This is a genomic window from Ruegeria sp. ABM4_193, from assembly GCF_056158705.1.
Window position 1 is genome coordinate 835,430 of record NZ_JBSWTT010000003.1, and the last position, 13,258, is coordinate 848,687.

7 protein-coding genes are annotated in these 13,258 nt (G+C 53.9%); 1 reads left to right on the forward strand and 6 read right to left on the reverse strand.

Annotated elements, in window-relative coordinates; genetic code table 11:
- Positions 1–5: 5 nt before the first annotated feature.
- From ACXADZ_RS22075 to ACXADZ_RS22095, 5 genes are read right to left on the reverse strand one after another with little or no spacing between them, the layout of a single operon-like run.
- The gene (locus ACXADZ_RS22075; protein WP_475199967.1) at positions 6–1,316 is read right to left on the reverse strand and encodes an HlyD family type I secretion periplasmic adaptor subunit; all 1,311 of its coding nucleotides are present in this window, start codon (positions 1,314–1,316) and stop codon (positions 6–8) included.
- A complete protein-coding gene (locus ACXADZ_RS22080) occupies positions 1,300–3,390 on the reverse strand; it encodes a type I secretion system permease/ATPase (RefSeq protein ID WP_475199968.1) in 2,091 nt (696 codons plus the stop codon). The genes ACXADZ_RS22075 and ACXADZ_RS22080 overlap by 17 nt, the downstream gene beginning before the upstream one ends.
- 53 nt (positions 3,391–3,443) lie before the next feature.
- A complete protein-coding gene (locus ACXADZ_RS22085; protein ID WP_475199970.1) occupies positions 3,444–4,787 on the reverse strand; it encodes a TolC family protein in 1,344 nt (447 codons plus the stop codon).
- Complete coding sequence (locus ACXADZ_RS22090; protein WP_475199972.1) at positions 4,771–5,616, reverse strand: SapC family protein; 846 nt, start codon at positions 5,614–5,616, stop codon at positions 4,771–4,773. Before ACXADZ_RS22090 ends, ACXADZ_RS22085 begins: the two co-directional genes overlap by 17 nt.
- Positions 5,617–5,663: 47 nt before the next feature.
- Positions 5,664–9,524: a beta strand repeat-containing protein gene (locus ACXADZ_RS22095; protein WP_475199974.1), complete on the reverse strand. Its 3,861-nt coding sequence runs from the start codon at positions 9,522–9,524 to the stop codon at positions 5,664–5,666.
- 226 nt (positions 9,525–9,750) lie between these two features.
- Here ACXADZ_RS22095 and ACXADZ_RS22100 point away from each other — a divergent pair, with 226 nt between their 5' ends.
- Complete coding sequence (locus tag ACXADZ_RS22100) at positions 9,751–11,802, forward strand: dockerin type I domain-containing protein (protein ID WP_475199975.1); 2,052 nt, start codon at positions 9,751–9,753, stop codon at positions 11,800–11,802.
- 128 nt (positions 11,803–11,930) lie between these two features.
- Here ACXADZ_RS22100 and ACXADZ_RS22105 read toward each other — a convergent pair whose 3' ends face one another.
- Positions 11,931–13,211, reverse strand: a complete 1,281-nt coding sequence (locus ACXADZ_RS22105; RefSeq protein WP_475199977.1) for a glycosyltransferase WbsX family protein — start codon at positions 13,209–13,211, stop codon at positions 11,931–11,933.
- Positions 13,212–13,258 lie beyond the last annotated feature (47 nt).

Below are 13,258 nucleotides of genomic sequence, written 5' to 3' on the forward strand. Positions count from 1 at the left end.
TCGGTTTACTCTCTAAGCGCCTGATCCTTAATCTTCACGACAGGCTGCAGAATGTAGTCCAGAACAGATTTGCGACCGGACAGAATGTCCACTTCTGCGATCATGCCTGGAATAATCTCGACCGCAATGCCGTTCCCGTCCAACATGGTGTTGTTCGTTCGGATTTCTACGACGAATACTTCTTCTTCATTGCGTTCCGATCGCGTGATTGTATCGGCACCAATGCGTATGATTTCACCATCTAAGGCGCCATATCGGGCAAAGTCATAGGCTGTGATCTTGACTTTCACAGGCTGCCCGGCGCGCAGAAATGCGATGTCCTCGGGTTTCACGTAAGCCTCAACAAGCAATGTGTCGTCCAGAGGCACGATTTCGACAAGCTCCTCGCCACTTCTTGTATGCCCCCCGATGGTTGTCTGGTGAATGCGGTTGACGATGCCCCGCAGCGGAGAGCGGACTTGCGCGCGCATAGCCCTGTCGCGCAAAGCAGGCAGCGCCGGTTGCAAGGCCGCCAATTCAGCCGTGGCAATCGCAAGGTCGGTCAGCGCGGCACTTCGAAACCGGCTACGGGCCGCCTGGATGCGATCATCGATTTCTTCCAGGCCCGTCTTTAGCCTGTTGGTCACTGCTTCGGCTCGCACCTTGCGCCCCTGCCACTCTGCCTCGCTTCGGCGCAAGGCCAGTAAGGTTGTCGCCGGCTCCATCTGGCTTTCGACCAAGGGGGCCATAATCGCGCGTTCTTCCTCAAGAACCTTTAGCGTCTCAACGGCTGTGACTTGATCAACCAAGCCTTCTTCGTACTCACGGTGTTTCTGTTGCCGCTGACGTTCCAAAATTGCAATTTCTGCCGCTAACTCGGCTTGCCGCCCTTGATACAGCGCTGTTTCCGAGCGTACGACACTTGGTGCTCCAGAAATCAGTTTCGCGTCGAAATTCAGTTGTGTTCCGTCTATTTCTGCCTGAAGCCGCCTTGCGCGAGCCATCAACCCGAATGCGCGTTGTTGTTCCTGACTGAGCTTGCTATCGATTTGCGTGGCATCAAGCTCCATAAGCATTGTGTTTTTGTCCACCAGTTGACCTTCGCGCACATGGAGCGCGCGCAGAATTCCGGGTTCGCTTGCATCGATTACTTGGATATCACCGGACGGGACAATTCGACCGTCTACGCGCGTGACATCGTCAAGCTCGGTCAGATGTGCCCAAACCACGGCAGAGATCAGGCAAGACAGGATCACAAACAAAAGCAATGAACCCCGAATAGGAGAGCGCCCTTGCATTTCGCGCGCCAGGGTGGCCAGGTCAGGATGCCGCGACATTCAGATGTCTCCTGTTTCGGCGTGCGTGTTGTGTCAGCAGGCTTTTGGGTCCATCTGCAGCAATCCTGCCATTTTCAAGTATGATGACCCGGTCAACAAGCTCCAGCAGGCTGGTTCGGTGTGTAACGACAACCATTGTCGTACCCGAAGAAGCCTGCTTCAAACGTTGGATCACTTCAGCCTCGGTTTGGACATCCATTGCGCTGGTTGGCTCATCCAACAGTAAAACCGGAGGACGTCCAATGAGCGCTCGGGCAAGGGCAATGGCCTGTCGTTGCCCTCCAGAGAGTCCTTCTCCACGTTCAGCCAACTGAAGATCATAGCCGTTTGGATGTTTCGAGATGAAATCTTCCACACCAGATGTGTGACCGGCCTCGATAAGGTCTTCGTCCTTAGGTCTGATCGCGCCGCTGGTGATATTGTCTCGGACAGTCCCGGAGAAAAGCCAAACGTCCTGCAATACCGAGCCGATATTGCGGCGCAGGTCACCGGGATCGATCTGTCGGATATCCAGACCGTCAAACGAAACCGACCCAACGCGAGGCGTGTAAAGTCCTAAAAGCAGACGTGCAATCGTACTCTTCCCGCAACCGATTTGACCGAGGATTGCGACCTTTTCACCAGGTTTGATCTTGAAAGAGATGCCCTCCAGTGTGTCAGAACTCTGATCCGGATAAGAAAAATGTACATTGTTGAAAGAGATTGCTCCTTTGAACCTGAACCGGTTCACCCAGGTGCGCCCTTCTGGTCGTTCGCTTTCAGCCACCATCAGCGTGTTTAGGTTACGGTAAGCACTTCGGGCTTGATTCATACGCGTAAGCGTTTGTGCCAGCTGACCCAAAGGAGCCAGCGCGCGACCGGTCAGCATAACAGAGGCAACAAGCGCTCCCATACTGGCCTGGCCATCAGTGATCAGAAAAACGCCATAAAAAACGATGAGCACCTGAGCCGCTTGCTGCGTGAAACCGGTCAGGTTCAGAGCAAACTGCGTGATGGCCCTGCTTTGCGCTCCATGTGCTGATTGCCGTTCGATCGCCTCTTCCCACCTGGCGCGCATTCGCTGACCTGCCGCCGTTGTTTTCAGGGTCTCGATGCCAGAGACGGCCTCGACCAGAACAGATTGCTTGGACTGCCCGTCAGTAAGGCTTTTTTCGGCCATTCGCGACAAGAAGGGCTGCACAGCCAAGCCAGTCAAAAGCACCACTGGAACGGCCAGCGCAGGTACAATCGCGAGTTGCCCTCCGACCAGATAAATTACAAAGATAAACAAACCTATGAACGGAAGGTCTACAACGGCGACAAGGGTCGCGGATGTGAAGAATTCGCGTAGCGTTTCAAACTCACGAATGGTGCTGGTCATTGCGCCAGTAGAGCCTGTTCTGGATTTCATCTGAATGTTCAGCACTTGATCGAAGATGCGCCGTCCCATCAGCAAATCAGCTTTTTGGCCGGCCTTGTCGATAAAGCCCGCTCTGAGCAATTTCAGCAAAAAGTCAAAAATCAGAGCAAGGGCAACGCCTCCTGTCAGCGCGATCAGGGACTCGGTTGCTTCGTTGGGCAAAACGCGATCATAAACAACCATTATGAATATCGAAGTTGTTAGACCCAGAAGGTTGGCCATGGCGGCCGCCAGAATGACTTGAATGTAGTTCCATCGGCTTGCGACAAGAGCTGACCTAAACCAGTGACCTTGATAAGAGGTGTTGTCCGCAGAAATTTCGTCGCCGTAGTGGCGGCGAAACAAGATGGCGTAACCCGTATAGGTGTTCCGAAAACTGTCCTCAGGCACTTCGCTGATCCCTTCGCCGATTTCCGGGTCGAAAATCAGAAATGCACCGTTGGCTGAACGACCATGGAAAACAACCGCTTGATCTCCTGTCAGAAGCAGCATCGCAGGTACGAGTTTTCCGTCAAATTCGGAAAGCCGACGCTTACCGTACCCCGCCTGTAAGTTCGTTTGGTGAGCCACCGAAAGTACATCGCGTATGGTCAATTCCCCGGCTGTACCGGTTTGCGCTGCATGAAGCGAGGCCAGCGTCAATGGTCGCTCAAGCGTACTTGCAACATTCAACAAGCAAGCCTCATAGGACGTCAAATGAGGGTTTGAGAGTGTTGAATTGGACATGTTCATTTCAAGCCGCTCCAGGCCCCAAGTGATATCCCAAACAAATCAAGGACATCACCCGTAAGGCTGAGTGCGGCATAGTTGGTTAGGAAATAGTTCTGTTCAGCCAAAATGAGACGCTCCTGCGCATTCACAAAGTCGCGTTGCGCGTCAAGGATTTCGATCAGGCTGCGCCGTCCGATAGAAAACTGTGCGCGCGAGGCTGTTACATTTTCAGCGTTGGCGGTAACTGCTGACCGGGCGGCGCGCAGTCGCTCTGCGCCCGCACTTTGGTCGGAACGTATAAAACCCAGCTCTCTCGTTATTTCGCGAATGAGTTGCTCGCGAACGTATTCTGCCTCTTTCACTTGCGCTTCAGCGGTTGCTATCGCTGCCCGTCGTTGACCAGTACTGTCCAATTCGTAGTTGACCGAAAGATCAACGCCTAGATTTGCATCTCGGTTGTCATCTTGATTGGCAAAAGCTGCCAAACGAATATCCGGTCTACGGCGAGCTTGAGCAGCCGACCAGTCTGCCTTGGCGGCCAAAAGGCTCGCATCTGCTTGGCGAATTTGAGGGCTGGCAAGTATGATTTGAGCGTCACTTTTTTGCAGATCAGGTGCTGGCACAGGAGGGCTCAATACGCCGGGAACTGTTCCAAATACTTCGCGAAACCGAGCTTCGGCACGGTCTGTACGCGATTGAGCGTCGGCCAGCCTCGTTCTTGCATCGGCCATGCGCGACTGCGCTGTCAGCACATCCGCGTTTGAACCGGCCCCACTCGCTGCACGTTCCGAGATTTGACGCACAAGTTCTTCATGTACGATGACATTCGTTGCCGAAATGTCTTGAATTTTCCGACGATCAAGGACAATGACATATGTTTCAATCGCCGCCAGAGCTATCGCCGATGCGGTTTGTAGTTGATTACCTCGACTTTCCAGAACCCGTGCTCGCGCAGCTGCCAAGTCTCCTGCCGCCGCGCCGCCATCGTACACCAGTTGCGAAATCCTCAGGTACGGTGAAACATCAGCGATATCAGAGTCAATCCTCTCGGATCGGGCGTTGATGCCTAGTGACACTTGAGGCAGGAAAGCGCCTTTCGCTGCATCTTGATTGGCTTCTGCGATGTCCATCCTCGTATCGCTTTGGGCCAGATTTGGGCTGGATTCTACGGCTGTTCGCACCCTTTTCCCAAATGCACTTTGGCTTAGCGACTTAGGGGGTTTTGCGGCTCCGGCTCCAGCCGTTCCAGTTGCAAATGACATGGATACAGGCGACAAATCTAGCGGGGCCGTGCAGGCGCCGATCAGAGTCGCAGACAGTACAGATATCATTCTCTTCGCAGTTTCAATAAAGGACCGCATTTTCACCCTCGTGATTGCGATGCCCCAGGAGGGTTTCACTTTGTTGCGCCGACACCAAAGCGTCTAAAAACCCGGGAAGGTTCGAATCTTTATTTTCTTCTTTTTTTGTTGTTAGCCGAACAGCCTCGCTTTGCGCCCGCGACAGCCAATGGAAGTGTGTCAGGGAAACCTGATGGGCGTGTATCAGGCGCAGCCCTCCAGTTTTGACAAGCAACGACATGTTCACAGCGTTAAGTGTTTTTAAAGCGCTCGAGTTAATGCCGAAGAGCCCACGCGGGAGCGCCATGCCCTGATATGAGCCCAGCGGAGAGAAAAGACTCATCTCTGAAAGGACCTTGCATAAGTGCCACGTGTCCTGCTGCGACTTGGAAAGCGCTTGGAAAAACGATTGAACCTTTAATATTTCCGGACCATGATTGCCCGCTTGATCAAAAAATATTTCATCTGCCGGATCATCGGTCACAAGACCTGAATCTTCGTCGACCAGAAGTTCGAAGTTAGAGGAGTCCGCGTCGTCCTTGTGTTTAGTCATTTCGTACCGAAACGGAAAACAGCGAAAATCAGCAGGGACATATCCGGCAAGCCATTTTCCTTGACACGAGACAAAGGGCGTCGGGCAATCGGCTGCCATAGAAAGCACAGCGACGGGATAATGGCCTTGTTCAGACATTCGAAAGGCAATCGGAAATGCGGCCGCTACCTGGAGGATTTCCGCTTCCACAATGGGACACTCTTTCATTTCGATTGCGAAGTTGAACGAGGAAAACCGCCTCCAGAACTTGTCCCTATGCCGTTCTCGATGGACCGGAGTTATGCCATTCTTTGCCATAGCTACCTCATGATGTTTCGAAGGTTCTTCCACGTCCTGACTTAGGATCAGGCGGACGCACCGGTTGGGTCGGTGTGCAGAACGTTGTCTGTGTGCAAGGTGCTTAGATCGTTCAGACCCTGGAATGAGGCAACCGTTTGAACGCTAGCATCGTCAGAGGTCGCAAAGTCGACTTTGACCAGAATGCTGTCTGTCCCGTCAGTGGCCATCACGTATATCTCGTCTCCGGCCACTGCGCCGGTCAAGCTTTCCACAGCGTTCTCTATCGTGGTCGCGTTCAGATCAGTCAAAACCGTATCAAGCCCAACAAATCCAGTGTTTGTGCCGATACCGTCGCCAGTTGACAGAATTTCAAAACCGGTACCGTTGCCACGCAGAGCGCTGGCGTCCAATCCGCTGAACATCAGCGCATCGGAAACTTCGGATTCTGGGCCGACCGTAAAGCCGGTGATGGTATCTGATCCGTTGTTTGCAGGGTCCGCTTCGAAGACTATGACATCGCGCCCTGAGGCGGAGACGTCGATGGTGTCATCTCCGTCACCTCCTTGGATCAGCGTGTCTGTGTTGGACGCGGTCAGGCTGTCATCGCCGATGGTTCCTATTTGCAGAGTGGACGGCCCACCATCTGGTGTCTTGAGCGTCAAAATTATGGGTTGGTTCGGATCCTGGACCGTCATTGAGAAGGTGACCAGCGGCTGAGACAGATCGGTAAAGATAGTCGCCGCGCCGGCAAAATTCATAATATCTCCGGTTCCTGGGCTGGCCAGGAACAGATCAAATGCGTTGTTTTCTGTCGCAGACCCATTGTCAAACGTGACGACGGAAGAGTCGAACTCCAGTTCTGCCGTAATGGCAAGACCGCTTGAAATGTCACGATCCGTATCAGCGTAGACCTCGAAGGTAACGGTTGAACCGCTCCGTCCTGCTTCGGTGATTACGTAGGCTGCGGGCTCATGGGCCGTAGCCTGATCAGTAACTGCCAACGGATTTGGTCCGCCAGACACTGTAGCATCTGCCGAAAACACAAGATTGTCTCCTGCATTTATGGCTGAGAATTCAGTTGAAGCGATGGCCAAAGACCAAGAGCCATCGGCGGACACTGTGGTAGATCCAACGGTGTTTCCGTTCAGTGTCACATCTATGGTCTGACCATTGGACAGTCCGACGGAAGAACCGGTGACCGTCAGGCCCGACATTTGCGCATCGTTCAACGCCACGGCGTCGTTCACTCCGACGTCGTCCATCGTCAAGATGGGGCGAAAATCGGTTGAGATCGAACTGCTTGCAGTCGCTGAGCTATTTCCCGCGAGATCGTCAACTGTTGCAGAAACCGTGTATGTTGTCCCATCTGACAGGGTGCTCAGGTCGCTGGAGGGTACGCTGACCGACCAGGTGCCCGAAGAAACAGAGCCTGTATAAGACTGCCCCCCAAACGTGACAGAAACCGTCTGACCGTCCTCGGCCGTAGTGGTGCCCGAGACCGTGAGGTCAACGCCTTGTTCCGTTACATCCAACACTGGCCCTGTGGGTAGAGCGTCAAGTGTGATCGCCGGAGCAGTGAAGTCGGTGGCAAAGTTTGCGGTGGCGATGTTCCCGTTCCCCGCAGCATCCGCAATTGATGCGTTGATGCTGTATGTCTCGGCATCTTGAAGAGCAGAAAGCTCAGCACCCGTTGCGGTATATGTCCAATTCCCGCTGGTAACGGTTGCTGTTCCGCTTACGTCGATGGTTCCATCACTACGCGCGAGGCTGACACTTACAACGGTTCCGTCCGGTGCATCAGAAGCGCCTGACACCGTCAGGTCCGTTCCCTGTTCTGCGGCGTTTATAATGGCCCCGTCTGAAACGTTCGAAATGGTCAAACTGGGGGGCGTGAAATCTGTATCAAAACTGCTGCTGGCCTGCGGCGCAGGATTCCCAGCCGCATCCGAGACGTCGGCTGTTACGGTTACGGTGGCTGCATCTGACAAACTGGTCAGATCCGAGGCGCCCACCGTGACACTCCATGCTCCGGCGGAAACCGTACCTGAGTACGATTGCCCATTCATGTTCAAATTTACGGTCTGCCCGTCTTCAGCGGTTGTCGTGCCCGAGATAGTTAGGTCCGTTGTCTGCTCAGCCGCGCTCATGACTGCCCCATCTGAATAGCTATCAATGCTCAGTGTCGGAGCTGTAAAGTCTGTGGACACAGACACATCTGCCTGTGGGGCCGGCAAACCATTGGCATCAGAAACATCTGCTGTGACCGAAAAACTGCTTCCGTCTGCAAGAAGCGCCAAATCGGATGCGGGTATGGTTACTGACCATGCGCCACTTGTCACTGTGCCGCTATAAGTTTGCCCATCCAAGGTGACGGTGACGTTTTGGCCATCCTCAACGTTTCCGGTCGTTCCACTAACCGTCAAGTCAGTCCCGGCTTCTGCAGTATTCAACACCGCGCCGACAGAAAGAGGAGAAATGGATACAGACGGGCCCGTCAGATCCACCGGGACGGACAAGGCGACCGGAACCGCTTGATTACCTGCTGCATCCTCTACGGCGACTGTGATCGTCGCGGGGGTGCCGGTGGAAAGACCGCCAAGATCGGCATTGGGGATCGTCACACTCCAGCTTCCGCCGGAGGCCGTGCCTGTAAAGTCCTGACCATTGAAAGTTACGTTGACGGGTTGACCGTCCGCAGCTGTGGTAGAGCCTGTGAGTGTCAGATCGCCGGCAATATCGGCTAGCTCGATTGATCCTCCGGCAACTGGGTCCAGCGTAATAGTTGGCGCTGTGAAGTCAGTATCAAAGCTTCCACTGGCTTGAGGGGCGGGGTTGCCCGCAGAGTCAGCCACGTCAGCGGTTACTGAAACAGTTGCCCCGTCGGGCAAGGCAGCCAATGCAGAAGCTGGAACAGTGACACTCCATTGCCCGCCACTCACCGTTCCGACATAGGTTTGCCCATTCAGTGAAACGGTCACAGTTTGCCCATCTTCGGCATCTGTTGAACCAAAGACTGTCAGATCCGTTGCCTGTTCCGTCGAATTCAGCACCGTTCCGTCGGAAAAACCGGTGATCGCCAATGTTGGTGGGATCGTATCGATGTCGAACTGGATTGTCTGAACAGACAATTCCGCACCCTCATCGTCCAGGTGCCTTACTGAGACGGTAGTTACCCCTTGGGGAAGCGCTGCGGCTTCCGCTGCGGTCAGAGAGAGGCTCCAGTTGCCGTCAGCATCGGGGGTTACGGATTTGACGAGTGATCCGACAGTTACTTCCACTGTCGATGTGTCGTCAGGCGCGACAGAATTGGTGCTGACGTTGTTCAAAGCCGCAGTTTGAAGCTCTGCCAGATTGAGGTTTGTATAGGTCGGTTCAGGTTGGGGCGTGTTTTCGACACCGCCACCATCTCCTGTATTTCCACCGCTATCACCATCATCGTCGCCACCACCTCCGCCGCCGCCTGCTGCAGCGGCCGCTCCGGCCAGGCCCAACCCGCCGAGGGCCGCCCCCGTGCCGCTGATGCCACCAGCTGCGGCTGCACCGGCTTCGGCCGCACTAAATTGAACGATTTCAGCGACAACGTCCTCTGCAATCATGATCGCACCACTGTCCAGAATCTGAACGTTTTCAGCCGCGACGACCATTGTGCGACCATCAGCGAGCTTTAGAAGCACATCGCCGTTTTTCATCAGTTTCGCCGAGCGGACACCCGGGATGGTTTCTGCAAACTGGAAGGCGTAGAGTTCTTCTATGGATGCTTGCGACAGGGCGGGCAGCGCCATCACTGTCGACAACAGTCCACCAGCCGCACCACGACCTGCCCAGCGACCGAGTTTTCCGTCGATCCATTGGCGAATGCTTTGCTTACGGTCCGTTGCCGAGTTTTTAACTGTCGGTTTAATGATGGACTCGGGTGCTTTGGTCATCTTGCCCTCACTTATGGTGTCCGCTGGTGCTCGCAAAGGAAAGGACATGTGCTTTGATGAGTTTCTCATCTGTCTTACCCACTGGTTACTGCTGCGATCGGACCCAAAAAAATTGAGTTAAACTGAAACCGAACTTCACGCTTTCACCACATTCCCGCTTTCGTTTCGGTCTGCGTTCTTTGCCAGTCTGTTGCCATTGCCAGGGTTGGCTCAGGAGGTGATGGCTATGAGACTTCAATTCGAAAGCGTGGTTGCAACGGGGAGCACGGCGCTCGATTCAGGTATCGGCGATACGGCTTTAAAAACGTTTAACGGGATCACGTATCTCTACACCGTCGCCGGTCCGGGCGGTGGGGTTGCAGTTTGGCGATTGGTCGATGGCGCGATGCCACAGCTGGTCGATACAGAATACTACGGCGGCTCAATCACATTTCTGGTGGGGCGCAGTGGCACGCCGGTGGATTTTTCGGGAACGAGCCAACTTGTGTTGGACGTGAACACAGCCACTGGGCTGGTTGGATACGACTTGAACTCAAACGGAACCATTGGAACCCTACAGGAAACGGGCACGTTGAGCGGCGGAGGGAACATCGGCGCAATTGTTCAAGTTTCCATTGGTTCATCGGAACTTGTCGTTTTGGCGCATGATGATACAGGCCAGATCGGGACGTATCATGTCGGCACAGACGGGTCGCTCAATCTTGCGGGTCTGATCGCGGGTGAAGCAGATGCTATGCAGGTGGTGCGTGCAGGGTCGGGCCAATTCCTGGTTACAAGTGATGCAGCGACCGACACTGTATCGACACACCAGATTGACGAGGGCACCGGGCTGCTGACCGAAATAGACAACAGTTCTGCTTTGGGCACGCTTGGCATTTCGACGCCTACTGCTGTCGAGACGGTCGAGGCTTATGGAAAATCCTGGGTGGTTATTGCTGGTTCGGGCAGCAACTCACTGAGCGTACTTCAGATGAATCATGACGGGAGTCTGAAAGCCACGAACCATGTGCTGGATACGCGCGACACCAGATTTGAATCGGTACAGGACCTCGCAGTTGTAGAGGTCAACGGGCGTGCATTTGTGGTTGCCGGAGGAGGTGACGACGGCGTTAGCCTTTTCGCTTTGACACCTCAGGGCCAGCTGGTTTACCTCGACAGCTTTGCGGACACATTAGCAAGCGGGTTGCAAAATGTAGAAACGCTCAGCGTTGCGCATGTAGGGGAAGATCTGCAAATTCTCGTTACATCCCAGCAAGAGGCCGGAGTGACGGTTCTGACAGTTCCTGTTGACGATTTGGGCAGTGTAAAAACGGGTTTTGCTACTGTAACCGGGACTGCATCAGACGATATTCTCAGCGGTAGTATTCTGGATACGACCCTAATTGGCGGGGGTGGGGATGATATTTTGATCGCAGGCGCAGGGGCAACCACCATGTCGGGTGGTGCTGGGTCAGACATATTTGTGATGCAGTCCGGCAGTGGCGTGACGACCATTTCGGATTTCCAACCCGGTATGGATCGTTTGGACATGTTTGACTACCTGCTATTGCGTTCACCGCAGCAGTTGACTGTTACCAGTACCGCAAATGGTGCTCGAATCGAATACCGGGGGGAAGTGGTGGAGGTGCATTCAGCCTCCGGCGGACCACTATCAGGCACTGATATTTTCGGTGCGGGTTTCGAGGGCCCGGATCACATCCCGGTAGATTTCGGCAATTTCGGCGGTTTGACACCGGACAGCTCTGACGGGGTGGCAGGACAAATAACGGTAGACAGCGAAACGTCGAACCCCGGTCTGAGCGACGCCGAGATTAGGTTTACTCCTGACGGCGGAGGCACAGTTACGACGACGGCTGATGAGCAGGGAAATTTTGATCTGGATTTGCCGGATGGCACCTATTCCGGCTCTTTAGACGTTACAAAATATTATTCCACGGCCAGCAACGAAATCGATGCGTTGGATGCCTTGCAGGTTCTGCGCATTTCCGTAGGTTTAGACCCAACTTGGGGGCCTGCTACGGCTGAGGATCTCATTGCTGCTGACGTTAACCAAGATGGTAATGTCAACGCTCTGGACGCGCTTGAAATCCTTCAGGTGGTCGTTGGGCAGCCTTCGGCACCCGATCTGCAATGGGTATTCCTGGACGAAGATTCCGATCTGTCCGGCATCACTAAAGACAACGTCGACTACGAGACGGGCACCAATGTCACTGCGGTAGATGGAGTAATTGAAGTGGATATGACGTCTATATTGCTGGGCAATCTAGAAGCCGCGTGAAATCGGAGCCGAGGCAACGAGTTGCAAGATAAGGACGCTTCTGCCGCCAAGTCGGCTGACACCAACAGGCTTTGAATCCCGGGGTAAGCGAGTCGTGAATTGGTTTTTTGGCCCAAGGAGGTTCGACATTATTGGTGCTTTTTAGGCAATGCGTCATGCGTCGCTTGGAGATATGCAAACCCGTACTTCCGATCGGGCTCAAGGTGCGTTCCTTCTGCCCATTCATTCCAAGCATTTATAAAAACGATCTTTTCGTCGGCGATGTATTTCTCTTGCGCCAGAACTTGATTGCCCAAGTGGGCCGTCCAGCGTTTGTACGCTTCAATCGAGAACTTGCCCATTATGCGCGGTGCGTCCTGGTTTCGGGCAGTGTTGTCCCACGAAAGGGTGGAAGACCGGAACAGCTTATATTCCGGTTCGCTCTTGGAAAGCTCGGCGTCCACTACAGCGTCATAATCTAAAATGGCACCGGTAAACTCAGGATTGTAAACGCCCATTTCATCTGTGATGTCAGTGCGTTTAACCTGATGTGGAGGGAACTCCATAGCCGCATCAAAGCCTAAGTCCTCGGGGTTTCCGATATCAAAGGTCTGCGCGGCGACGAGATAAAGGTCGTTTTCACCCCAACTTTGCGCTTCTTGCCGCCAGGCTTTTGTTGTTTCCTGGATGTCCGGAATAATGTTCGCCCGATACACAACGAACACGGGCTTTCCGTCTATCCTGATATATCTTGGATCCTCAATATACTTGCGGATATGCCGAAGAAGGTTCACGGAATCTTCTATGGAGTGCTTTTGCCCAATCAGTACGTCATGCTCACGCCCGTCCCAACGCCGGGTCCAGTTCTCGTTGGCCCAAGTCAAACAGAAGGGAATGTCAACTTCAGGGTTGCTCAACATTTGCTCTAACGGGTCTTCCATCAGAGTCTTCCCGGCAAACCAATAATAATAATATGAAAAGCCAGCGATCCCGTATGCTTTCGCTATTCGGGCCTGTTCGACCATGACCTCAGGCACTCGCAGGTCGTAATATCCCAAATGAATTGGGCAATGCGGCTGGTAGTGACCCGGAAAGTTCGGGACTGCCTTCCCAACGTTGGACCATTCCGTGAAACCTTTGCCCCACCATTCGTCATTTTCTTTGAAGGGATGGAACTGGGGCAGGTAATGCGCGATTGCCCGCACAGCAAGTTCGGGCTTTGGCTGTGGATCGAATGGAACAAACTCATCAGCTCGACCTGAACCGTCAAATCCTTGTCGGTCAAGCTGCTGGTTGTGCCCAGTTGTTCGTTTGGGATCTCTTTTCTTCGCCGAGTTGCGAAATCGCCGGGCCGTGCGTGACGAAAGCGGAGGGCTGAGTTTAGACGCCGCAGAAAGCAGATAGAATAGCAGGGTATCTTTGATGGGCATGGGTATTCTCGTACTAAGGCACCTTGGGCCGTCTGTGAATAAGACCG

Bases quoted from the DNA above. Each gene is read 5' to 3' on its own strand.
- ACXADZ_RS22075 (WP_475199967.1), bottom strand. From the start codon at position 1,316: ATGTCGCGGCATCCTGACCTGGCCACCCTGGCGCGCGAAATGCAAGGG.
- ACXADZ_RS22085 (WP_475199970.1), bottom strand. From the start codon at position 4,787: ATGCGGTCCTTTATTGAAACTGCGAAGAGAATGATATCTGTACTGTCT.
- ACXADZ_RS22090 (WP_475199972.1), bottom strand. From the start codon at position 5,616: ATGGCAAAGAATGGCATAACTCCGGTCCATCGAGAACGGCATAGGGAC.
- ACXADZ_RS22095 (WP_475199974.1), bottom strand. From the start codon at position 9,524: ATGACCAAAGCACCCGAGTCCATCATTAAACCGACAGTTAAAAACTCG.
- ACXADZ_RS22100 (WP_475199975.1), top strand. From the start codon at position 9,751: ATGAGACTTCAATTCGAAAGCGTGGTTGCAACGGGGAGCACGGCGCTC.
- ACXADZ_RS22105 (WP_475199977.1), bottom strand. From the start codon at position 13,211: ATGCCCATCAAAGATACCCTGCTATTCTATCTGCTTTCTGCGGCGTCT.